The sequence below is a fragment of the Arthrobacter sp. NPDC058097 genome, assembly GCF_042884885.1.
Taxonomy (GTDB): Bacteria; Actinomycetota; Actinomycetes; order Actinomycetales; family Micrococcaceae; genus Arthrobacter.
The window spans coordinates 24,653-45,516 of the sequence record NZ_JBHVSZ010000003.1 but is presented as its reverse complement, the minus strand read 5'-3'; the positions used below and the strand labels follow the sequence as shown (position 1 = coordinate 45,516).

Annotated in this window: 24 protein-coding genes and 1 tRNA gene; 16 read left to right on the top strand and 9 right to left on the bottom strand. The window is 67.9% G+C overall.

What is annotated here, in order from left to right; genetic code table 11:
• The first annotated feature begins 58 nt into the window (after positions 1-58).
• The 10 genes from ACFVTE_RS06725 (at position 59) to ACFVTE_RS06680 (ending at position 10,998) form a co-directional block, all read left to right on the top strand.
• Complete coding sequence (locus ACFVTE_RS06725; protein ID WP_387098444.1) at positions 59-961, top strand: helix-turn-helix transcriptional regulator; 903 nt, start codon at positions 59-61, stop codon at positions 959-961.
• Between the two features lie 179 nt (positions 962-1,140).
• Positions 1,141-2,361, top strand: a complete 1,221-nt coding sequence (locus tag ACFVTE_RS06720) for a hypothetical protein (RefSeq protein ID WP_387098442.1) — start codon at positions 1,141-1,143, stop codon at positions 2,359-2,361.
• A gap of 32 nt (positions 2,362-2,393) precedes the next feature.
• A complete protein-coding gene (locus ACFVTE_RS06715) occupies positions 2,394-3,395 on the top strand; it encodes a LacI family DNA-binding transcriptional regulator (RefSeq protein WP_387098440.1) in 1,002 nt (333 codons plus the stop codon).
• Positions 3,396-3,592: 197 nt separating this feature from the next.
• Complete coding sequence (locus ACFVTE_RS06710; protein ID WP_387098438.1) at positions 3,593-4,972, top strand: extracellular solute-binding protein; 1,380 nt, start codon at positions 3,593-3,595, stop codon at positions 4,970-4,972.
• Between the two features lie 35 nt (positions 4,973-5,007).
• Entirely contained in the window at positions 5,008-5,994 is a 987-nt protein-coding gene (locus tag ACFVTE_RS06705) for a carbohydrate ABC transporter permease (RefSeq protein WP_387098436.1), read from the top strand.
• A 2-nt stretch (positions 5,995-5,996) separates the two neighbouring features.
• Complete coding sequence (locus tag ACFVTE_RS06700) at positions 5,997-6,893, top strand: carbohydrate ABC transporter permease (protein ID WP_387098434.1); 897 nt, start codon at positions 5,997-5,999, stop codon at positions 6,891-6,893.
• Between the two features lie 55 nt (positions 6,894-6,948).
• On the top strand, positions 6,949-8,487 hold the full coding sequence (locus tag ACFVTE_RS06695; protein WP_387098432.1) for an alpha-N-arabinofuranosidase: 1,539 nt from the start codon (positions 6,949-6,951) through the stop codon (positions 8,485-8,487).
• An 83-nt stretch (positions 8,488-8,570) separates the two neighbouring features.
• Entirely contained in the window at positions 8,571-9,152 is a 582-nt protein-coding gene (locus ACFVTE_RS06690) for a sugar O-acetyltransferase (RefSeq protein ID WP_387099015.1), read from the top strand.
• Positions 9,149-9,733 carry a TetR/AcrR family transcriptional regulator gene (locus tag ACFVTE_RS06685; protein WP_387098430.1) on the top strand — a complete coding sequence of 195 codons (585 nt, stop codon included), beginning with the start codon at positions 9,149-9,151 and terminating at the stop codon, positions 9,731-9,733. The genes ACFVTE_RS06690 and ACFVTE_RS06685 overlap by 4 nt, the downstream gene beginning before the upstream one ends.
• A gap of 2 nt (positions 9,734-9,735) precedes the next feature.
• Positions 9,736-10,998 carry an MFS transporter gene (locus ACFVTE_RS06680; protein WP_387099013.1) on the top strand — a complete coding sequence of 421 codons (1,263 nt, stop codon included), beginning with the start codon at positions 9,736-9,738 and terminating at the stop codon, positions 10,996-10,998.
• A gap of 56 nt (positions 10,999-11,054) precedes the next feature.
• On the opposite strand, the gene ACFVTE_RS06675 is transcribed toward ACFVTE_RS06680, so the two are convergent.
• From ACFVTE_RS06675 to ACFVTE_RS06655, 5 genes are all read right to left on the bottom strand, one after another.
• A complete protein-coding gene (locus ACFVTE_RS06675; protein WP_387098428.1) occupies positions 11,055-11,234 on the bottom strand; it encodes a hypothetical protein in 180 nt (59 codons plus the stop codon).
• 108 nt (positions 11,235-11,342) lie between these two features.
• On the bottom strand, positions 11,343-12,392 hold the full coding sequence (locus tag ACFVTE_RS06670) for a sulfate/molybdate ABC transporter ATP-binding protein (protein WP_387098426.1): 1,050 nt from the start codon (positions 12,390-12,392) through the stop codon (positions 11,343-11,345).
• Positions 12,389-13,252, bottom strand: a complete 864-nt coding sequence (locus tag ACFVTE_RS06665) for an ABC transporter permease (RefSeq protein ID WP_387098424.1) — start codon at positions 13,250-13,252, stop codon at positions 12,389-12,391. Before ACFVTE_RS06665 ends, ACFVTE_RS06670 begins: the two co-directional genes overlap by 4 nt.
• Entirely contained in the window at positions 13,227-14,039 is an 813-nt protein-coding gene (gene modA, locus ACFVTE_RS06660) for a molybdate ABC transporter substrate-binding protein (protein WP_387098422.1), read from the bottom strand. The genes ACFVTE_RS06665 and modA overlap by 26 nt, the downstream gene beginning before the upstream one ends.
• The gene (locus ACFVTE_RS06655) at positions 14,036-14,446 is read right to left on the bottom strand and encodes a molybdopterin-binding protein (RefSeq protein ID WP_387098420.1); all 411 of its coding nucleotides are present in this window, start codon (positions 14,444-14,446) and stop codon (positions 14,036-14,038) included. The genes modA and ACFVTE_RS06655 overlap by 4 nt, the downstream gene beginning before the upstream one ends.
• A 130-nt stretch (positions 14,447-14,576) precedes the next feature.
• On the opposite strand from ACFVTE_RS06655, the gene ACFVTE_RS06650 reads away from it, so the two are divergent.
• Positions 14,577-14,921 carry a PadR family transcriptional regulator gene (locus ACFVTE_RS06650; RefSeq protein WP_387098418.1) on the top strand — a complete coding sequence of 115 codons (345 nt, stop codon included), beginning with the start codon at positions 14,577-14,579 and terminating at the stop codon, positions 14,919-14,921.
• A complete protein-coding gene (locus tag ACFVTE_RS06645) occupies positions 14,918-15,304 on the top strand; it encodes a hypothetical protein (RefSeq protein ID WP_387098416.1) in 387 nt (128 codons plus the stop codon). Before ACFVTE_RS06650 ends, ACFVTE_RS06645 begins: the two co-directional genes overlap by 4 nt.
• Before the next feature lie 18 nt (positions 15,305-15,322).
• On the opposite strand, the gene ACFVTE_RS06640 is transcribed toward ACFVTE_RS06645, so the two are convergent.
• Together ACFVTE_RS06640 and ACFVTE_RS06635 are read right to left on the bottom strand one after the other, a co-directional pair.
• Positions 15,323-15,393, bottom strand: a tRNA-Cys gene (locus tag ACFVTE_RS06640).
• A gap of 94 nt (positions 15,394-15,487) precedes the next feature.
• Complete coding sequence (locus ACFVTE_RS06635) at positions 15,488-16,030, bottom strand: GNAT family N-acetyltransferase (protein WP_387098414.1); 543 nt, start codon at positions 16,028-16,030, stop codon at positions 15,488-15,490.
• A gap of 254 nt (positions 16,031-16,284) precedes the next feature.
• Here ACFVTE_RS06635 and ACFVTE_RS06630 point away from each other — a divergent pair, with 254 nt between their 5' ends.
• Genes ACFVTE_RS06630 through ACFVTE_RS06620 form a run of 3 tightly spaced genes read left to right on the top strand, consistent with a single transcriptional unit; the run spans position 16,285 to position 17,263 of the window.
• Positions 16,285-16,800 (top strand): flavin reductase family protein, encoded by a 516-nt coding sequence (locus tag ACFVTE_RS06630; protein ID WP_387098412.1) that lies wholly within the window; start codon positions 16,285-16,287, stop codon positions 16,798-16,800.
• Positions 16,797-17,093: a hypothetical protein gene (locus ACFVTE_RS06625; protein WP_387098410.1), complete on the top strand. Its 297-nt coding sequence runs from the start codon at positions 16,797-16,799 to the stop codon at positions 17,091-17,093. The genes ACFVTE_RS06630 and ACFVTE_RS06625 overlap by 4 nt, the downstream gene beginning before the upstream one ends.
• Positions 17,090-17,263: a hypothetical protein gene (locus ACFVTE_RS06620; protein WP_387098408.1), complete on the top strand. Its 174-nt coding sequence runs from the start codon at positions 17,090-17,092 to the stop codon at positions 17,261-17,263. The genes ACFVTE_RS06625 and ACFVTE_RS06620 overlap by 4 nt, the downstream gene beginning before the upstream one ends.
• A 42-nt stretch (positions 17,264-17,305) precedes the next feature.
• On the opposite strand, the gene ACFVTE_RS06615 is transcribed toward ACFVTE_RS06620, so the two are convergent.
• Positions 17,306-18,688: a PLP-dependent cysteine synthase family protein gene (locus tag ACFVTE_RS06615; protein WP_387098406.1), complete on the bottom strand. Its 1,383-nt coding sequence runs from the start codon at positions 18,686-18,688 to the stop codon at positions 17,306-17,308.
• Positions 18,689-18,901: 213 nt separating this feature from the next.
• Here ACFVTE_RS06615 and ACFVTE_RS06610 point away from each other — a divergent pair, with 213 nt between their 5' ends.
• A complete protein-coding gene (locus tag ACFVTE_RS06610) occupies positions 18,902-20,554 on the top strand; it encodes an MFS transporter (RefSeq protein WP_387098404.1) in 1,653 nt (550 codons plus the stop codon).
• On the opposite strand, the gene ACFVTE_RS06605 is transcribed toward ACFVTE_RS06610, so the two are convergent.
• A complete protein-coding gene (locus ACFVTE_RS06605) occupies positions 20,454-20,831 on the bottom strand; it encodes a rhodanese-like domain-containing protein (RefSeq protein ID WP_387098402.1) in 378 nt (125 codons plus the stop codon). The genes ACFVTE_RS06610 and ACFVTE_RS06605 overlap by 101 nt on opposite strands.
• Positions 20,832-20,864 lie beyond the last annotated feature (33 nt).

The window sequence follows — 20,864 nt, the reverse complement described above, 5'->3', positions numbered from 1 at the left end:
CGTGCCTAGGCACGGCAGACCCTCCCACCGGTTACTCCCCACGAGTAGCGTGGTTGCCATGGATTATCAGGCGGAGCTTCAAGGATTCCTCACGTCACGCCGCCACCGGATAACCCCGGAGCAGGCCGGGCTGCCCAGATACACGGGGATCCGCCGGGTACCAGGGCTGCGCCGCGAGGAAGTCGCCCAGCTCGCAGCAATCAGCACGGACTACTACACGCGCCTTGAGCGCGGGAAAATCACCGGAGTCTCGGACGAGGTGCTTGAGGGGATTGCACGGGCCCTCCAGCTCGGTGACGTGGAGCGCGAGCACCTCTTGTCCCTGGCACGTGCGGTCCGTCCGTCGCCATCGGCTCGGCAGCCCAGAAAGCCGAAACCGCGCATTCGGCCCCAGCTCCAACGGGTGCTCGATAACTTCCCGTCACCGGCCTACATCCAGAACGGCCGGCTCGATCTCGTCGCCGCGAACTCCATTGGCTGGGCCCTGTTTCCGCACGCCCAGGAGGCCGGTCCGGGGCAGTTCAACCATCTGCGCTTCCAGTTCCTCGACCCCAGGTCCCGCGACTTCTACAGGGACTGGAATACGGGGACAAACAACTCCGTCGCCCTGCTGCGTGCGGCAGTGGCCCATGACCCGGACGATGAGGAGAGCATGAAGCTGGTGGGCGAACTCTCGATGAAGAGCGATCGGTTCCGCAGCCTGTGGGCAGCCCATAACGTGCTTCGGTTCCGGCACGGTGTGAAGAAGTACCACCACCCGATCGTCGGCGACCTGGATTTCGACTTCGAATCCTTCGAGGTCAGCGGCGAACCGGACCTGCTCATGGTGGTTTACGTGGCGGAGCCGCACTCACCCAGTGCCGAGGCGATGCAACTTCTCGCCAACTGGACAGGTACGGGTCAGGCCACTTCCACTGAACCCGCCAGCAGTGATGCCGCGGCAGATTCAGGACAGCGCTGACCTAACGCCTGGACATGCGGAACCGAGACGTCGCGGTCGCTCGGAAATCGCGGTGGCCATGCCCTCACTATTCGGACTCCGGAGCCGGCGGTCAATGGGCCGCTCCCGGGTAACCAGTAGGCTTCTTTCGGTTGGCTTCGCGCCGACGAATCATTGGGAATCTGTTGGGGGAAAATTTCATGAAGTACCGCCTGGCCACGTTCACGGCCGTTTTTGGCGTAATCCTGGGCCTGGCCGCGGCGCCGGTCGTGGCAGCGCCTGACGAGGCAATCTACGTCGTGGGCACCCCGGTGCGGGTGGCGATTGCCGCGGACGGCACGGCCTACCTCGGCAACTACGACCAGGGCGGCGGTGTCTTCGTGGTTCCCGCCGGAGCCACCGGGGCCGCGCGCACCATCAGCACGGGAGGCCACCCCACCACCGGGCTCGCGCTCGGCCCGGACGGCACGCTCTACGTGGCCACGGCGGACGACGCCGGCCATAACATCGTCGGCGTTGTCCCGGCCGGAGGAACAACAACGGAACGGACCATTCCGGTGTCCGCCGGGCTTCACCCGCTCGCCGCCGGACCGGATGGCACGGTATACGTGGCCAACCCCGCGGGGAACACCGTCTCCGTCATTGCGCCGAACGGGACAGCAGTGGACCGGACCATCAAGGTCGGGGCGGGCCCGGCGGAAGTAGCGGTCACGAAGGACGGAACCGCGTACGTGACCAGCCAGACGGCCGGCACGGTCTCCGTGGTTCCTGCCGGGGCGGCCGCCGTCTCGAAGACCATCGAACTGCTCTCGGACACCGGAACCTCGGAGGAACCGCACGGCATCGCTGCCGGACCCGACGGAACCGTGTACGTAGCCAACATCAAGTCCGGCGACATCGCCGTCATCGAACCCGACGCCGACACCGTTTCTGAGCGGATCTTCGTCGAGGGCGGACCGCAGGACGTGGCCATCGCAGAGGACGGCTCGCTGTACGTGACAAGCCTGCTGACCCAGAAGCTGTCCGTCATCCGTCCGCACGCCACGGAGGTGGCCGGCTCCATGACCACCGACGGCGGCCCCGGCCACCTCGCGGTGGCCCCGGACGGTTCGGTCATCGTGCTCAGCCCGGGAAGCGGCGCCACCGGCGGCTCGGTCTCCCGGTTCAGCGCGGCAGCCCTGGCTGCGGCATCGCAAGGCTCGACGGCGGCAACGCCGGCCGCGTCGTCCGCAGCACCGGCTGCCGCCCCGGCGGGTGAAGCCGCGGCCCAACCATCGTCCGGCTCCTGGAACTCACTCCCCGCCGTTGCCGGCGGGGTGGCTGCGCTCGTGGTCGGCGGCGCTGCCTGGATCCTGGTGAACGGCCGACGCCGGAAGGCCTGGCTGGCGGCCGGCGCCAGCCAGGCGGGTAGCGGGCTGTAACATCGTTCACATCCGTGGATGAAAGGGGAGCAGTGCGCGCAACGGTCAAGGACGTCGCGCGCCATGCCGGGGTTTCACCGAAGACCGTCTCGAACGTGATGAACGGTGTGGTGCAGGTCAGCGAAACCACCCGGCTCAAGGTGGAACAGGCCATCCTTGAGCTCGACTACGTTCCCAACCTCTCCGCCCGCGGCCTGCGCAACGGCAGGTCCGGTGTCATCGCCCTGGCGCTGCCGGACCTGGCAACGCCCTACTCCGCCGAGATCGCGCACCACGTGGTGGAAGTGGCCCACGAGCAGGGCTGGAGCGTCCAGATCGAGGAAACCGGTTCCGATCCCCGGCGGGAATACGAACTGATGTCCCGGGCGCGGTCCAACCTCATCGACGGGCTGATCCTCAACCCCGTGGTGCTGGACGAGACCGCCGTCAAGGTGGGCGTCTCGCTGCCGCCGGTGGTCCTGCTGGGGGAGGTGTCCCAGCAGCTGGCAGACCGGGTATGGGTGGACAGCGTTGCCGCCGCCCGCGATATGACGCTCGCGCTGGCCCGGACGGGCCGCCGCCGGATCGCCGTGCTGGGAACTGCCGAAGGCCGGCACTCGGCAGCGGCAGTTTTGCGCACCCGCGGCTACCGGGCTGCGCTTGAGGAACTCGGCATCGGGCGCGACGACTCGCTGCTGATCCCCTGCGAAAAATGGACGCCGCAGAGTGCGGCGGATGCGCTGGCCTCCTATCTGGACGCGCACCCGCTCCCGGAGGCGCTGTTCTGCTTCACCGATTCCATGGCCATCGGCGCGCTCAGCGTGCTGTGGAAGCGCGGAATCAGGGTTCCGGACGACGTTGCCGTGGCCGGTTTCGACGACATCGCCGACGGGCAATATGCCGTGCCGTCGCTTACCACCGTTTCCTTCGACAAGCGCCGGGTGGCAACCGAGGCGCTGCGCCTCCTCACCGAGCGGATGGCCGACCGTGCCGGCGAGCAGCGGGTGGTCACGGTGGACTACGCGATCATCGAGCGGGACAGCACCGCGTCTTAGCGAAACTGCCCTAAGCGAGACCGTCACATCAGATTGTTGGCGCTAACAATTTTTCCTTGTGCCACGTTTTACAACGATGTAATGTGAGGTCTGCATCACATGCCAGCCATCACCGCACCCGGGATGAAGCAACCGGAAGAGGGTTGGCCCAGCGCCACAAGGATTACTTTCAGCGGACCCATCCAAAGGAGTGACGGGTGAAGCAGTTTGAATTTTTCGCCGAGAGGCAGTTGCCCGGAAAACAGCTAACCGGAAAACAGGTGCCCGACAGGCAGGTGTCCCGCCGGCAGCTGCTGGCAGGAATGGCAGCACTTGGCAGCGTGTTTGCGGCGGCCGGCCTCACGGGCTGCGGCGGAACCGCCTCGGCGGCAGCCGTTCAGGACATTGCGTTCTGGCATCTGCTGTCCGGCGGCGACGGCATCAAGATGCAGGCCATGATCGCCGCGGCGAACCAGGCCAACCCCGGCTTCACGGTCCATCCGACTGTCCTGGCCTGGGGCCCGCCGTACTACACGAAACTGGCCATGGCCTCGGCCGGCGGCCGGCCGCCGGAACTGGCCATCATGCACGCCAGCCGCGTCCCCGGCTACGCGCCGGGCGGGCTGATCGACCCGTGGGACATGTCCCTGCTGGCGGAACACGGCGTGACGGCGGAGAGCTTCGCCCCGAGGATCTGGGACAAGAGCCAGCACGACGGCAAGGTGTTCTCCATCGCGCTGGATTCCCACCCGTTCGTCATGTTCTACAACACGGACATCGCCGGCAAGGCAGGGGTCCTCGGCGCCAACGGCCAGCTGCAGGAAGTGAGCTCGCCTCAGGACTTCCTCGCCATGGCCCGGGAGATGCAGAAGGTGACGCAGGCGCACGGACTGTCTTTCGGCTATCTCGGCAGCGGATCCCAGATGTGGCGGCTGTTCTACACGCTCTACAAGCAGCACGGGGCGGACATGGAGCTCACGCCGGGCCAGCCGATGAAGGCCGACCGGGATGCCGCCGTCGAATCCCTGGAATTCATGGCCTCACTGTTCGACGACACTGTCGCCGCGAAGAGCGGGGACATCGGCACAGGCATCGCTGAATTCGCCGGGGGAGGTTCGGGCATGCTGTTCAGCGGTGTGTGGGAACTCCCCACCTTCAAGAAGGCGGAGCTGCCCGTCGACGCCGCCACCATCCCCACGCTCTACGGCACCCCGGCGTCGTACGCGGACTCGCATTCGTTCGTCCTGCCGCGGCAGCTGAACGTCGACGACGAAAAGCGGCGCGACGTGTACAAGTTCGTCAGCGACATCCTCAAGGGATCGCTGTCCTGGGCCGAGGCCGGCCACATCCCGGCCTACCAGCCGATCGTGCGGTCGCAGGCATACCGGGAACTCACGCCGCAAATCCACTACGCCAACGCCGCGGACATCATCGCCTACGACCCCGAGGCCTGGTTCAGCGGCTCGGGCTCGGACTGGCAGACGTACTTCGCGGAAAACGTGCAGAACGTGCTCCTTGGCCGCGACAAGGCAGCCGACGGCTGGGACGCCTTCGTGCGGCGCACCAACACCCTTCTTTCCCGGCCCAACCCGGTCTGAGTATCCGAGAGCACTGAGCGACAAAGGAGTCCCCATTGAGTTCCTTAGCAACATCCCAAGGCGCCGAGCAGACGGCGCCGTCCCTGCCCGGCCAGTTCCGTCGAAACCAGCCCCGCCGCAACCCGGCCCTCAGAAACGCAGCCCAGCCCAGTCCCCGCCGGACCCGGGACAACCTCAACGGCTGGGGCTTCGCCGCCCCGTTCCTGGCGTTCTTCCTGGTGTTCCTCGTGTGGCCGCTCCTGTACGGCCTGTACATGAGCCTCACCGGCAAGTCCCTCACCGGCGCCAACGACAGCCTGATCGGGCTGGCCAACTACGCCGAGGCGCTGGCCGACGCCGACATGTGGCATTCCCTCGGCAACACCCTCTACTTCACGGTGATCAGCACGGTCCCGTTGGTGCTCGTGGCCCTCGTCATGGCCACACTGGTCAACGTCGGGCTGCCGGCCCAATGGCTGTGGCGGTTGTCCTACTTCGCCCCGTACCTGCTGGCCTCCACCGTCGTGTCCCTCTTTTTCTCCTGGATGTACAACCCGCAGCTGGGCCTCATCAATGACTCCCTGGCGAAGATCGGACTGCCCAAGGTGGCCTGGCTGAACGACCCGAACGTGGCCATGTGGGCCATCGTCATTGCCACCCTCTGGTGGACGGTCGGCTTCAACTTCCTGCTGTACCTGGCCGCCATGCAGAACATCCCCGCCCAGCACTACGAGGCGGCGTCGCTGGACGGCGCCGGCGCCTGGCGGCAGTTCTTCTCCATCACCCTGCCGCAGCTCACCCCGACCACCGTGATGATTGTGCTCCTGCAGATCCTGGCCTCGCTGAAAATCTTCGATCAGGTGTACCAGATGACGGCCGGCGGCCCGGCAGGATCCACCCGGCCGGTGGTGCAGTACATCTTCGAAACCGGGTTCACCGGCTACCGGCTGGGCTACTCCGCAGCCATCTCCTACATCTTCTTCGGGCTGATCGTGGCCGTCTCGGCCATGCAGTTCTTCATCACTCGCCGCAGGAGTGCATAATCATGGCAACCCAGACCCTCGCCCGACCCGCGCGGCCAACCGCGTCAGCCACCAGACTCCGCCAGCCCAGGAAGAAAATGACGGCCGGCAGGGCCGCCGTCCTGGCGGTTGCCGCGGTCCTGGGCGTCCTCTGGCTGATTCCCTTCGCCTGGGCAACCGTCACAGCTTTCAAGAGCGAAACGGACGCCGCAGCGCCGAAAGTAAGCTGGGTTCCGCCGTCGGGCTTTACCGCCGACGCGTTCATCAAGGTGTTCCAGGACGGCAACATCCCGCTGTGGACCTGGAACTCGCTCTACACCTCCGCGGCCATCACCGTGATAACGCTGGCCATCTCCGCGCTGGTGGCCTACGCCCTGTCCCGCATCGACTTCCGCGGCAGGAAGGTGCTGATGACGGTGATCATCGCCGCCATCATCATCCCGCCGCCGGTGCTGATCATCCCGCTGTTCTACCAGATGGTGGCGCTGCACATGATCGACACGTCCTGGGCCATCATCCTGCCGCAGGTCATCCACCCCGCCATGGTGTTCGTGCTGAAAAAGTTCTTCGACCAGATCCCGCGCGAGCTCGAGGAGGCCGCGGTGATGGACGGCGCCAGCCGGATGCGGATCTTCACCCAGATCATCCTGCCGCTTTCACGGCCCATCCTGGCCGCCGTCGCGATCTTCGTGTTCATCGGCGCCTGGAACAACTTCCTCTGGCCCTTCATCTCCACCAATGACGGCTCCATCCTGACACTGCCGGTGGGCCTGCAGACCATCAAGAGCGCCTACGGCATCCAGTACGCGCAGAACATGGCGTCCGCGCTGCTCGCCGCGCTGCCGCTCATCCTCGTCTTCCTGTTCTTCCAGCGCCAGATCATCAAGGGCGTGGCGACGACGGGACTCGCCGGCACCTGACGCGGCGCCTTTGCTTCAACAAACAGTTCTGAACCACAACCAAGGAGATACCCACATGTCCCGCGCAAGGATCACCCTCGACCGCGACTTCACAATCGGGGAAGTACCCCGCCGCCTGTTCGGCTCCTTCGTTGAGCACATGGGCCGCTGCGTCTACACCGGCATCTACGAGCCCGGACACCCGGAGGCCGACGAGAACGGCTTCCGGCAGGACGTGCTCAAGCTAGTCAAGGAGCTTGGCGCCACCGTCATCCGTTACCCCGGTGGCAACTTCGTCTCCGGCTACAACTGGGAGGACGGCATCGGCCCGCGGGAAAACCGCCCGCGCCGGCTCGACGGCGCCTGGCACACCCTGGAGACCAACGCCTTCGGCCTGCACGAGTTCGTGGACTGGTCCCGGCAGGCGGGCACCGAAATCATGGAGGCCATCAACCTGGGCACCAGGGGAGTGGATGCGGCCCGCGAGATCGTGGAGTATGCCAACCACCCGGGCGGCACCTACCTGTCCGACCTGCGGGCCAGGAACGGGCACAAGGACCCGTTCAACATCAAGCTCTGGTGCCTCGGCAACGAGATGGACGGGCCGTGGCAGATCGGCCACAAGACCGCCGAGGAGTACGGCCGGCTGGCCCAGGAGGCCGCCAAGGCCATGCGGTTCGTGGACCCGGACATCGAACTGGTGGCCTGCGGCAGCTCCAACTCGGGCATGCCGACCTTCGGCGCCTGGGAGCAGACGGTCCTGGCCCATGCCTACGAGGAAGTGGACTACGTCTCGCTGCACGCCTACTACCAGGAGCACGAAGGCGACGTCGGCAGCTTCCTGGCGAGCGCGGTCGACACGGACTACTTCATCGAATCGGTGATCGCCACCGCCGACGCCGTCCGAGCCACGGGCAAGCACAAGAAGCACATCAACCTGTCCTTCGACGAGTGGAACGTCTGGTACCAGCGCGGCCTCGATTCGGAGGACCAGCCGCACAACGTCGCCAAGGCCGGCTGGCGTGAGCACCCCCGGGTCATCGAGGACAAGTACAACGTGACGGACGCTGTCGTCGTCGGTACGCTGCTCAACTCGCTGCTCCGGCACGGCGACCGGGTCAAGATCGCCAACCAGGCGCAGCTGGTCAACGTGATCGCGCCGATCTTCAGCGAGGAGAACGGCCCGGCCTGGCGGCAGACCATCTTCCACCCGTTCGCCCGGATGGCCGAGCTGGCGAAGGGCCAGATCCTGCGCCTGTCCGTCGACTCGGACAAGTACGGCAACGCCCGGTTCGGCGACACCGACCTCGTGGACGTCAGCGCCACATGGAACGAGGAAACCGGCCGGGTGGCGCTGTTCTTCGCGAACCGCGGCCTGGAGGAGGCGGCCGACGTCGAGGTGGCCCTGCGCGGCTTCGATGCCCGCCAGGTGCTGCGCGCCGAGGTCCTGGAAATCCCGGAGGGCGGGGACCGCTTCACCATCAACAGCCAGGGCAGTCCGGACCGCGTCGGCCTGAAGCCGCTCGACGGGGCGAAGGCAAGCGGCTCCGAGCTCCGGCTGAGCCTGCCTGCACTGTCCTGGGCCGTCGTCGAGCTGGACGTGATCAAGAACTGATCCCTTCGCGGGCCTCCGGAGGCGTTATGTACATCCGTACGCAAGCAGTGTACGTTTGTACGTAACGCCTTCCGAAGGGATTTATTGTGGAGCAGTACTTTGCCGGCGACAGCAGGACGATGCGGGAGCGGATGCTCGCGGGAGACCTGTACATCGCCGACGATCCGAACCTCGCCGCCGACAACGCGCGCGCTATGGAGCTCGCCGACCGCTACGGCAGGACGTGGGCCGGGGATCGGGATGGGGCCACGCGGATCCTGGCGGACCTCCTCGGCTCCATCGGCGAGGACACGGACATCCGGCCGCCGCTGTTTGTCGACTACGGCAAGTACATCCGGATCGGCGCCCGGACCTTCATCAACTTCAACTTCACGGCGCTGGACGTTGCTCCCATCACCATCGGCGACGACGTGCAGATCGGCCCGAATGTCCAGTTGCTCACGCCCACCCACCCGGTGGAGCCCGGTCCGCGCCGGGACAAGCTCGAGGCTGCGCAGCCCATCACCATCGGCGACAATGTCTGGATCGGCGGCGGCGCCATCATCCTGCCCGGCGTGACCGTGGGGGAGAACTCGGTGATCGGCGCCGGTGCCGTGGTGACGAAGGACGTGCCGGCGAACGTCGTCGCCGTCGGCAATCCTGCCCGCGTCATCCGCAGCATATGAGCTCCCCGCAGCATATGAGTGCCCCGCCCAGGGGCGGCAGCGCGCGGCGGCACGATCCCAACCGCCGGCAGCGGCTCATCGAGGTGGCCCTGGACGTCATTGCCGAGCACGGCGTTGCCGCCACCACCCACCGGAAGGTGGCCCAGGCCGCGGACGTCCCGCTCGGTTCGATGACGTACCACTTCAAGGGCCTCGACGACCTCCTCGCCGCCGCCTTCACGAAGCTCGCCGACGACACCGCCGACGGGTTCGAGGCAGCGCTCGCCGGCGCTGAAAGTCCCGACGAGGCGCGGGAAGCGGTGGTTGGGCTCATCACGGGGGAGCTGCTCGGGGAACGCCGGAACATCCTGCTGACCTACGAGCTTTACGCCCTGGCGGCGCGCCGGCCGGACCTGCGCCGCGTGACCGACACCTGGATGGCCAGGAGCCGCGCCGCCCTCGAGCGGCACTTTGACCCCGCCACAACGGTGATGCTCGACGCCCTGATCGAGGGCCTCTCCATCCACCGGGCGCTGGCCCTGAATCCCATGTCCGCCGAGACCGTTCGCGACGCCGTGAACAGAATAGTGACCCCGCAGTGAACATCCCGTCGACAACAGCGCCGTCCGCAGCAGTCGCCGCCCCGCCCGGCCGGAACGGCAAGGCCCGCGCCGCCGTGGCCATCCTCTTCCTCACCAACGGTGCGCTCTTCGCCAACCTGCTGCCCCGCTACCCGGCCATCATGGCGGACCTGGGCCTGAGCAATGCGCAGTTCGGCCTGGCTGTGGCGGCCTTCCCGCTTGGCGCCCTGCTCGCGGGGCTCGCCGCCGGCGTGCTGATCCGGCGCTTCCGGTCGTCGCGGGTCGCGGTTGCGGGCACCATCCTGACCAGCCTGGGCATCCTGTGCGCCGGCATGGCGCCGTCCTGGGCGTTGCTCGCGGCCGCGCTCTTCTTCGCCGGAGCGATGGACGCGGTGACCGACGTGGCGCAGAATGCCCACGGGCTGCGCGTCCAGCGGCTGTACCAGCGCTCCATCATCAACTCGCTGCACGCGGTATGGAGCATCGGCGCTGTGCTGGGCGGCCTGATGGGCGCCGCGGCGGCAGGCCTGAATCTTGCGCCCGGAATCCACCTTTCGATCTCCGCCGCCCTCTTCGCCACGCTGACGCTGTGCTGCTACCGCTTCCTCCTGCCCGGGCCGGAACCGGACGACGACGGTGCTGCCGCCGGTGCGGCGGACGGAACGGCGGCGCCGGACACGGGTTCCTCCGCGGCCGCCCGGGGAGCAGCCTCCCGGGGTGCAGCCGCGAAGTACGGAGTCCTGGCCGCCCTGGTGCTCATCGCCACGGCCGGCGCCCTGGTGGAGGACGCCGGCAGTTCGTGGTCCGCGATCTACCTCAGCGACACCCTCGGAGCAGCGACCACCGTCGCCGGCCTGGGCTTCGTGGCGCTGACCGGCGCGCAGTTCATCGGCCGCCTGCTGGGCGACCGGCTCGTGGACCGCTTCGGCCAGCGGACGGTGGCGCGCGCCGGCGGGATCATTGCCGCCGTCGGCATGGGCACGGCCCTGGTTTTCCCCAGCATCCCCGGAACGATACTCGGCTTCGCCGCCGCCGGCCTCGGCGTGGCCACCCTCGTTCCCGCCGCCATGCACGCTGCGGACGAGCTCCCCGGACTGCGGCCCGGAACCGGACTCACGATGGTCAGCTGGCTGATGCGAGTCGGCTTCCTCGTCTCGCCGCCGGTCGTGGGCGCCATCGCCGATGCCGCCAGCCTGCGGGCCGGCCTCTTCGTGGTGCCGCTGGCTGGCGTCCTTGTCCTGGCGCTGTCCGCGGTGCTGGCCAACCGAACGGCCGCCGTCACCTGAACGGAAGACGACGACGGCGGGAGGTCCCGCCGTCGTCCGTCCCGTCTAACCTGTGGTCAGTTGCCGGCGATGGTGTACGGTCCCCAGCCGCCGGTGAAGGTTTTCCGGGCTGCCCACGTGGCCTTGTTCGCCTGGTAGTAGTGCAGGACGCCGGCAACGATGGCTGCCAGTCCTGCCTTGATGCCGATGGTCTTCTTCATTTGGCTGCAGAGCCCTTCCCCCAGAGTGAGTGACACGAACACTGGCTTAGTTTCCGGGTGAGGGCCGGCGGTTACAGGGGTTGCAAAAAAGCATTCGGGTTCCAGGGCATGGGCGGGCTGGCCGGAGCACACTTGTCGGGCCAACTACGCCGGATAAACCGCGATGGCGGTGGCCTTGATGACGAAGTAGACGGTCATCCCGGGAGCGAGCCCGAGGTCCGCTGAGGACGCCGGGGTGATGTCCGCGGACAGGCCGCCGGCGTGGACGCGGATCTGGTCGCCGTGGGGTTCCAGATCTGTGATGGTGACGGCAAACGAGTTCCGCGGGCTGCCGTGCTCGGCGCCCGGGAAGACCGAGACCGCCGTCGGCGAAAAGACGGCGACACCTTCCTGGCCGGGCACGGCACCGTCCTCTGGGTGCGCGGTGATCTCCAGCCCGCCGCCGGACGTCAGCCCGCGGTCCGTGATGGTGCCGGGGAGCAGGTTCATGCCCGCCAACCCGGCGGCGAACCTGCTGCGCGGTCTTTCAAGTACCCCGCGGGTGGGCCCTTCCTCGGTGATCCGCCCGCCCTCGAGGACGATGGCCCGGTCCGCGAGCATGAGCGCATCCAGGACATCGTGCGTGATGATGATCGCGCGTCGGTTGGCGAGGACCCGCCTGAGGAGCCTGCGCAGCATGGGGGCGGCATGGATGTCGAGGGCGGCCATGGGTTCATCGAGGAGCAGCAGCTCCGGGTCCGCGGCCAGCGCACGGGCGATCGCGACGCGCTGCGCCTGCCCGCCCGAGAGCTGGCCTGGCCGCCGGTCCGCGAACTCCGAGGCTTCCACCTCAGCCAGCCAGTGCCGCGCGGTCTCCAGCGCACTGGCCCGGTTCGCTCCGGCCGCCCGCGGCCCGAAGGCGACGTTCTCCACCACGCTCATGTGCGGAAACAGCAGCGGTTCCTGTGCAAGCAGCGCTGTTCCACGGGTGTGCGGCGGCAGGAAGTGGTTCGTCCCGGCGTCGAGCTTGAACAGCGTTTTCTGTCCGAGCACGGCGTGCCCGCTGTCGGGGCGGAGGAGCCCGGCGATGACCCCCAGCAGCGTGGACTTGCCCGCGCCGTTGGGGCCCAGCACGGCGACGGTTTCCGCGGCCCCGAGAGCGAGGGAAACGTCGAAGTTGCGTGCGTGCAGCGCGGCATTGAGTTCGAAGGTCATTCTGGTCCCGCCTCTGCCGTCAGCGCCCGGGGGCGCCGGAAGGAAAGCCCGACGACGGCGACGGCCACCGCGACCAGTACCAGGGACAGCGCGACGGCGGCATCGGCGTCGGTTTCGCGCTGCAGGTAGATCTCCAGCGGCAGGGTTCGCGTGACGCCCTGCAGGCTGCCGGCGAACGTCAGGGTGGCGCCGAACTCGCCGAGGCAGCGCGCGAAGGACAGCACGGCACCGGAGGCAAGACCGGGCAGGACCAGTGGAATGCTGACCCGGCGCAGCACAGTGGTGGGGCGGGCGCCGAGGGTTGCCGCGACCGCCTCGTACTTGGTGCCGGCGGTGCGCAGCGCGCCTTCGAGGCTGACCACCAGGAACGGCAGCGCCACGAACGTCTGGGCAAGGACGACGGCGGTGGTGGAGAAGGCGATCTGGATCCCCGCAAGCTCCAGGCTCCGCCCGAGCAGGCCCTGCCGGCCGAACGTGTACAGCAGCGCGATGCCGCCGACGACCGGCGGCAACACGAGCGGAAGCAGCACGAAGGCCCGCAGCAGCCGCTGGCCGGGGAAGCTGGCCCGGGCCAGGACGAGGGCCAGCGGTACCCCGAAGACGATGCAGAGCACCGTGCTGGCGGCCGAGGTGCGCAGGCTCAGGCCCAGCGCCGTGAGGGACGATTCCGACGTGATGAGCGGGACGAAATGCCCCCAGTTGACCCTGGCCACCATGGCGGCCAGCGGCAGCAGGACAAACAGGCCCCCTGCCGCCGCGAGGATGAACACCCACGGCGGGACACCGGTGTAGCCGCTGTCCCGCCGGTTTGTCTTGCTGGCTGCCCGGGCCTTGCTACGGGGTGCCGAAACCGGCGTCACTGAGGACCTTCCTGCCTTCGTTGCCGGTGACCATGGCGAGGAAGGCCTTGGCCAGCTCCTTGTTCTTGCTGCTGCCCATGGTGGCGATCGGGTAGGTGTTTACGGCCTGGTCCGACTCGCTGAACGGAATGCCCTTGACCTTGTCGCCCGCGGTTTTGACGTCAGTCACGTAGACCAGGCCGGCGTCGGCCTCCCCGGAGGTGACCTTGCCCAGGACGTCCGTGACGGAGGATTCCTCACTGACGGGCTTCAGGGTGGTTCCGGTGGCCTTTTCCACCTTCTCGGTGGCGGAGCCGCACGGCACCTGGGGTGCGCAGACAACCACCTTGGCGCCCGGCTTCGCCAGGTCTGCGAAAGACGTGATCGACGCCGGGTTGGCCGGCGGAACTGCGATCTCCAGGACGTTGGTGGCAAAGTTGGTTGCCGTTCCGTCGATGAGCTTGGCGTCGGAGAGCTTGGCCATGTTCTTGGTGTCGGCGGAGGCGAAAACGTCGGCCGGGACGCCCTGGGTGATCTGCGTGACCAGGTCCGAAGACCCGGCGAAGTTCAGGGTGACTTTAGCGCCGGGGTTTGCGTCCTCGAACTCGGAGGCGATCTTGGTGAAGGTCGACTTGAGCGACGCGGCGGCGTAAACGGTCAGGGTGCCGGACAGCTTCTCGGCGCCGGTGCCTGCGCTCGCGGAGCCGCTCGGGGCTGTGCCGGTAGTGGAGGCAGCGCAGCCCGCCAGTCCGGCGGCAAGCGCGCCGGCGGCCAGCACTGCGCTGATGCGCACGCGGGTGATGCTCATATGATGCTCTTTCCTTGGGGCGTTTCGATGATGACAGTGGTGGCTTTGACCACGGCGGTGGCCACCGACCCGAGCTCCAGGCCGAGCTCCCTCACAGCTTCGCTGCTCATGAGGGAGACGACGCGGAACGGGCCGCACTGCAGCTCCACCTGGGCCATGACCTTGTCCGCGGTGATGCCGGTGACCAGGCCGACGAACCGGTTGCGCGCCGAGCTGCCCACACGGGTGGGGTCCCCGGGCAGCTGCGCCTGGTCGCGGGCGAGGTGGGCGAGCTCCAGCCCCTCGACGGCCAGCCGGCCGGAGGAGTCCTTGACGGGCGTGAGCGTCCCGTTCTCGGTCCAGCGCCGGACGGTGTCGTCGCTGACGCCCAGGAAGCGCGCAGCTTCGGAGATGCGGATTCTTGGCATCGCACCATAATCCCCTATTTACGGTAATTACTGCTCCTTTTTACCGCATATCCGAATGTGACAGTCGAATCTTGCCGGTAGCGGCCAAGGGCGGTTGCCAGCCAAACTAAGTAGTGACACTATCTACAATGTGAGCGGAATCGACTGGCAGCAGGAGTTGACCCGGGCTGCCCTTCCGCATGCGGTCCTCGGGCTCCTGGGGCAGGGACAGATGCACGGCTACGCCATGATCGAGGTTCTCCGGTCCGGCGGGTTTCCAAAGACACAGGGCGGGACGCTGTATCCGCTGCTGCGGCGGCTCGAGGAGCAGGGGTTGGTCAGCCATGAATGGCAGCACGACACTGCGGGGCCGGGCCGCAAGCAGTTCGCAATCACTGGTGAGGGCCGTGCGGAACTCGCACGCGCAGCGGACGCCTGGCAGCAGATGGATGAAGCACTCAGCAGGATTCGGACCAACAGACAGGAAACCCCATGAAGTACGAGCGCGACCTGGCCTTCAACCTGCGGATACGTGGCATCTCCGAGCCGCAGATCGCCGAAACGCTGGCGGAGGTGCGTGCCCACGAGGCAGCCACCGGAACGCCCGCGAAGGACGAATTCGGGACTGCGCAGGAGTATGCGAAGCAGTTCCCGAAAGGAAAACGCCGGTCACGGGGAAGCGCCGTCACCACCGTTTCAACGGTAGTGGCCCTGGTCTACGTGCTGGCCGTCGTGGTCACGCCTTTCCTCGGCATCGATCTCCGGGACAGCGTGGGGCCCATAACCCTCATGCCGGCGCTCGCCGTACTCATGGGAGGCACCCTCGCCGGTTTCCTTACCGACTATCTCCGCCCGGCGCCGTCGTCCTCCAACGCCTGAACAGTCCTCCCGCATCAGACGTGATGGCGGGATTCGAACCCGCGTAAACGGTTTTGCAGACCGCTCCCTGGCCTCTCGGGCACACCACGTACGGTCAGCCTAGGCAAGCCCCGACCGCGGTGTCCTGCCTGTGTAGAAGTCGGTCGCCACATTGCGGCTGACTACGCCGTGGAGGCTAGAGGACTACGCAGCCTGGTAGCCCGCGAGGTCCAGCGTGTAGACCACCAGCTGGACTTTCGGTGCCGGCCGCGGTCGCTCCCGTTCCGGCCGCCGGACAAAGCCAAAGCGCCGGTAGAGCTGTTGCGACCGCTCATTGTCCGCCCCGGTGTCGAGCACCAGGCCGCTGGCACCTGTGGCCCGTGCGAGGTTCGCGGATTCGGCGAGGAGCCTCCTGCCGATGCCCGAGCGGCGGGCCTGCGGCAGCACCGCCAGCAGCCGCAGCTCCATCTCGCCGTCGAGAGCCTGGCGGGCCAGGGATGAACCAAAAGGCAACAGGCTCGCGGTACCCACCAGGCCGCCGTCGGCCTCGTCCTCGGCGACCAGAAGCACACCCTCCCTGGCCCGCGACGCCGCATCGAGCAGCAGTTCCAAGCGGTCGGGCGCAGGAACGGGGGAGCCCGGAAGGTGGTGCCCGAAGCCCTCGTAGGTCAGCCGTCCGACCGCGTCGAGCTCTGACTCCCTGGCCTCGCGGATCCTGTACTGCGTTGCTGTGCCTGGCAGTGTCACGCGTGGACTCCTTTGATGTTGTTGGGCTGGCCGCTGGCCTGCATCACAGGCTAAACGCGCAGCGGTGGGGCTCCCACACCGGCGACATGCCCCGACGTTCTTCGTCACCCATGGCCCGCATTAGGGCCTGTTTTGTTACGCCCCGCTTCGGGCCGTGAAGCTGCGTTTCCATACGCGTCAGTTCGTTGCAGCCGGGGTTGGGAAGCGGCCAGCAAGGTGCTTGATTTGGTCTACACGCTTCGAAAGGACTCGCCATGACGGAACTCTCAGACCTCAGCCCGCGCCGGATCCGTAATGTCCTGGGCCACTTCGCAACGGGCCTGACCGTGATCACTGCAGCCACCGAGAGCGGCCCCGCCGGGTTCACCTGCCAGTCCTTCGCCTCCCTCTCGCTGGAACCGGCGCTGGTGACCTTCAGCCCGGCACGGACCTCCAGCACCTGGCCGCTGCTGCGTGCTGCGGGCAGCTTCACCGTCAACATCCTTCCCGCCGAACACCAGCACCTTGCGGCGCAGTTCGCGCGGTCCGGGGCCGACAAGTTCGCCGGCGTCGACCACTCGCCGTCGCCCCTCGGCAACCCGGTCCTTGACGGCACCCTTGCCTGGGTGGACTGCGAGCTCCACCAGGAGTACGACGGCGGCGACCACACCATTGTGGTGGCCGCGGTCCGCGCCCTCAGCGCCCGTTCCGACGTCGATCCCCTCCTCTTCTTCAAGGGTGATTACGTCGCCGTGCAGGAAAACGCCAAGATCCTGGAGGGCGTCGCATGACACGGGGCGGCGTGGCCAGGGTCAAGGCCACGTCCCGGCGGCGCGGCCGCCGGCACGCACAGCCGGAAATGAACGACGACGTGTGGCAGCCCGCGGAGAACTGGAACGCCATCAAGGTTGGCGCAACGGTTGAAGTCACGCTGCCCGCCGGACACTCCTACACCGGCCGCGTCGACTCCAAGACGCCGGACTCAGCCTTGGTGTGGATCATCAGTGCCGCCGGCCAGGGCCGCCAGATGTACGGCAACCGCGACGGCGTCCGCCTCCGCCCCGCAGCTGGCAGGCGGGCATGAGCGTCCTCCTGCTGTCCGCGGCCTTCCTGGCGCTCCTCACGGCGGGCGGTATCTGGGCGGCGTTGCCGCTGCTGGCCGGCACCCGTGAACCGGGCAGGGATTCCCCGGACCTGAAACCCCAATACTCGGACGCCGCATTCAACGTCTACCCCTACGGCTGGAAGCCGTAGGGGTTTTCCGCTCTTTAGCCGCCGGTTAGCCCGGCCGTCAACCTATCCTCCCGTCACCGCGCCGGCGATGCGTCCGTCAACTAGCAGCGCCAGCACACCGCCATCCCGCAGGGTGCCGGCCGGCAGAACGTCCGCCAGCAGTTCGCCAGTGCCGAGGGCGGTAAATGCGATGCCGTGACTTGCGGCCGGCTCGTGCGCCCGCGACGGCCCTGACGACAAGGCTGCCTGCAGCGATTCCAGCGTCACCGCCGCAGCGACTTCCCGCGGGTGGACGCTACCGAACGAGGCCCCGCGGTCCAGGGCAACGAAGGCAGGTTCGCCGTCCTCCAGGCCACGCCGCTGCAGCTCGGTGTGCGCCTCGGCCACGGTGCACGAGACGGGCAGAATATGCACGCCCGCGGCGGGAGCTGACAGCAGGCTCCCGGCTGTTCCGTCCTCCGCTGCCGGCTGAAGGAAGCCCGCGGAGGTCAACCAGCCGTCGTCGAAATACGTGGAGAGGTAGTTGCGCCCGGAATCCGGGACGATCACCACCACCGTGTGGCTCTCGTCGAGTTCTTCAGCCAGCCGGAGGGCCGCAGCCAGCGCGGTGCCGGCGGTTCCGCCCACGAGCAGCCCCTCTTCGCGTGCTGCCTTGCGTGCGGTGAGGATGGATTCCCTGTCGCTGACACGCACGAAACGGTCCACGAGCGAAGTATCGAACGCCTGGGGCCAGATGTCCACGACTGAGTCAGGGTGGACGGCATGGCCGGCCCCTTCGACGTACTTGGCGGCCCCGTCGCCGCCGCCGTACGCGGAGTGGTTGGGGTCGGCGGCCACCACCTGGACTGATCCGCCGCTTGCCTGTTTGAGAAACCGGCCCGTCCCGGTGATGGTCCCGCCGGTACCCACGCTGGCCACCAGATGGGTCACCGCACCGTTCGTGTCGTCCCAGATCTCCGGGCCTGTTGATTCCACATGGGCTCCGGGGTTGGCCGGGTTGTCGTACTGCTGCGCCAGCCAGGCGCCCGGGGTGGACTCGGCGAACCGGGCCGCGCGGTTGGCCAAGTGGTCGGGGTGGCTGCGGGGGACGAAGTCGGCCACGAGGGACACCTCGGCACCGTAGGCACGCAGCAGCCGGATCTTCTCCGCCGCAGTTGCCGCCGGCGCGAACACCACCGCGCGGTAGCCGAGGTGCGCGGCCACGAGGCTCAGGCCGATCCCCGTGTTGCCGCTGGTTCCTTCCACCACGGTGCCGCCGGGCGCCAGCAGGCCGTCCCGCTCGGCCGCACGGATCATGGACAGCGCCGCGCGGTCCTTGACGCTGCCGCCGATGTTCTGGAACTCGAGTTTGGCGTAGATGCGCGGCCGCAGCCCTGCTCCCAACCGGGTGAGCCTGACCAGTGGCGTGTTGCCGATCGCGTCCAGCACGGACTCATGAACTGTCATGGCTGGAACGCTAGGCCGCCCCGCAGCCCGCCGCAAAAGGGCCCTAAGCCAGGTTGCCACGTGTGTCTTCGCATGAGCTTTGATGTCCGGTTTTCCCGCCGTTGACACCGGATTACGACGGCGGCAGGCCGGGTTCCGTCACCGGCGTTCACCGGGGTTCATCCTCCGACCCGCAATGCGGCTGGGCCCGCGGGGACGCCTTAGAGTCCGGACATGGGGCGGGGAGCGACACAGAAGGAATCATCAGCACGCGCCGGCCTGTGGCTGTGCCTCGGCGCCGGCTTCATCACCCTCCTTGACCAGTCGGTCTTCGTCCTGGCGGTTCCGGCGATGACTGCCGGGCTGGGCGCTGACCCTGCCCAGGTGCAGTGGATCCTGGCCAGCTACTCACTGGCGTTCGGGGTTGCACTGGTCCCGGCGGGACGGCTCGGGGACGTCCTGGGCCGCCGGGCGCTGTTCATCGCAGGAATCATGGTGTTTGGTGCCTTTAGCCTGGTGGGCGGGCTGGCCTCCGATCCGGCTCTGGTGATCGTCGCCCGGTTGCTGCAGGGGCTTGGCGCCGGGACATTGAACCCGCAGGTCCTCGGGCTTCTGCAGGACCTGTTTTCCGGGACCCGGCGGGCCAAGGCGCTGGGCTATTACGCTGCGGCAGGGGGCTTCGCCGCCGTGTGCGGTCCCCTCGCCGGCGGCCTGATTCTCTCCGCCGCCGGGGACTCTGCCGGCTGGCGGGTGCTCTTCCTCATGAACGTCCCGCTGGTGGTGCTCCTGGTGCCGCTGGCGTTCCGGTTCCTCCCGGCACGTCCCGGCCGGGACCACAGTGCCCGGTCTGCCTCCGTCGACGGGGTAGGTGCCCTGCTGCTCGGCGCGGTGGTGGTGGCCTTCCTTGTCCCTACGGTTTACGGCACGCCTGACTCGACCCCGGCCTGGCTGGCCGGGGGAGCAGCGGTTCTCCTGTGCTTTGCGGGCTGGGAGCTGCTGTACCACCGGCGGGGGCGGACGCCCCTGCTCAGCGCCGGACTGGCCCGATCGACGGGCTACGTGCTGGGGACCGTCGTGGCGCTCTGCCAGTTCGGCGTGGGTGCGGCGATGTCCGCGGTCACCGCCTTCTATTTCCTGTCCGGAAGCGGCCTCCCTCCGCTGGCCGCGGCGGGCATCCTGGCACCGCAGGCCGCCGGCATGCTGCTGGCCTCCGGGTCCAGCTGGCGGTTCGTCGCCAGGTTTGGCCGGGCCGGCATCGTCTTTGCCCTGGCCGCCAGCCTCGGCACCCTGATCGCCAAGGACGTTGCCGTGCAGCATCTGGACCACTCCGCGGGCGCCTTGGCGGTTGCCGCAATAGGCCTGCTGCAGGGAGTCGCGACCGGCCTCGTGGTGGCGCCCAACCAGGCCCTGACACTGGGGCATGCTCCGGCGGGAACGGCCGGGGTGGCGGCCGGCTTCTACCAGCTGAGCCAGCGCTTCTCGGCGGCGCTGTGTTCGGCGGCCGTGGCCGGGCTGTTCCTGCACGCAGGGTCCGGGTTTGCCGGCGTCACCAGATCTGTAGCGGCGGACGGCGGCTACCGTGCCGCGTTCCACCACGGCATTCTTCTGTGTTCGGCCCTGACGGCCGCTGCCATCGCCGCCGGCAGCCTCGACTGGATCCGCACAGCGGTGGTGCGCCGCCGCAACCGCAATGGCGTCGGAGGAGCCGGAGCTGGCTGGACACGCGGCGGACCAGGCGCTGGCGAACTCCCGTTAGACGGCCGCTTGCTGAACCTGAGCCGGTTCCTCAACGTCCGCCGTCAGCCCCGTGCTGGGAAACCCCGGCGTCGCGCAGTGCCGGGAACCCGCCGTCGACATGCACTGCACGGGAGTAGCCCAGCAGCCTGAGCTTCTCCGCCACGGGACGCGAGCCGTTGACCGAGCCGCAGAAGACCACAATCTGCTGGTCCGTTCCGGTCACGCCGTCGAGGCGGGCGGGGGACTCGGGCCCAAAGCCCTGGGCCACGTTCTCGCGGTCCACCACTACGGCGCCCGGAACAGCGCCGGTGCTGGCCCGGCCCTTGCGGCTGCGGACGTCGATCAGGAGGGCCCCTTCGCCGATAAGCCGGGCGGCTTCCTCGGCGCTGACCAGCTGCGGATCGTCCGTGGTTTGTTCGGTGCTCATGTGGTGCTCCTTCGGGTGTTGTTTGATCTTGCA

What these genes read in the sequence shown, in the direction of transcription:
- ACFVTE_RS06725 (WP_387098444.1), top strand. Translation starts at nt 59, where the DNA reads ATGGATTATCAGGCGGAGCTTCAAGGATTCCTCACGTCACGCCGCCAC.
- ACFVTE_RS06720 (WP_387098442.1), top strand. Translation starts at nt 1,141, where the DNA reads ATGAAGTACCGCCTGGCCACGTTCACGGCCGTTTTTGGCGTAATCCTG.
- ACFVTE_RS06700 (WP_387098434.1), top strand. Translation starts at nt 5,997, where the DNA reads ATGGCAACCCAGACCCTCGCCCGACCCGCGCGGCCAACCGCGTCAGCC.
- ACFVTE_RS06695 (WP_387098432.1), top strand. Translation starts at nt 6,949, where the DNA reads ATGTCCCGCGCAAGGATCACCCTCGACCGCGACTTCACAATCGGGGAA.
- ACFVTE_RS06685 (WP_387098430.1), top strand. Translation starts at nt 9,149, where the DNA reads ATGAGCTCCCCGCAGCATATGAGTGCCCCGCCCAGGGGCGGCAGCGCG.
- ACFVTE_RS06670 (WP_387098426.1), bottom strand. Translation starts at nt 12,392, where the DNA reads ATGACCTTCGAACTCAATGCCGCGCTGCACGCACGCAACTTCGACGTT.
- modA (WP_387098422.1), bottom strand. Translation starts at nt 14,039, where the DNA reads ATGAGCATCACCCGCGTGCGCATCAGCGCAGTGCTGGCCGCCGGCGCG.
- ACFVTE_RS06655 (WP_387098420.1), bottom strand. Translation starts at nt 14,446, where the DNA reads ATGCCAAGAATCCGCATCTCCGAAGCTGCGCGCTTCCTGGGCGTCAGC.
- ACFVTE_RS06645 (WP_387098416.1), top strand. Translation starts at nt 14,918, where the DNA reads ATGAAGTACGAGCGCGACCTGGCCTTCAACCTGCGGATACGTGGCATC.
- ACFVTE_RS06630 (WP_387098412.1), top strand. Translation starts at nt 16,285, where the DNA reads ATGACGGAACTCTCAGACCTCAGCCCGCGCCGGATCCGTAATGTCCTG.
- ACFVTE_RS06625 (WP_387098410.1), top strand. Translation starts at nt 16,797, where the DNA reads ATGACACGGGGCGGCGTGGCCAGGGTCAAGGCCACGTCCCGGCGGCGC.
- ACFVTE_RS06620 (WP_387098408.1), top strand. Translation starts at nt 17,090, where the DNA reads ATGAGCGTCCTCCTGCTGTCCGCGGCCTTCCTGGCGCTCCTCACGGCG.
- ACFVTE_RS06615 (WP_387098406.1), bottom strand. Translation starts at nt 18,688, where the DNA reads ATGACAGTTCATGAGTCCGTGCTGGACGCGATCGGCAACACGCCACTG.
- ACFVTE_RS06610 (WP_387098404.1), top strand. Translation starts at nt 18,902, where the DNA reads ATGGGGCGGGGAGCGACACAGAAGGAATCATCAGCACGCGCCGGCCTG.
- ACFVTE_RS06605 (WP_387098402.1), bottom strand. Translation starts at nt 20,831, where the DNA reads ATGAGCACCGAACAAACCACGGACGATCCGCAGCTGGTCAGCGCCGAG.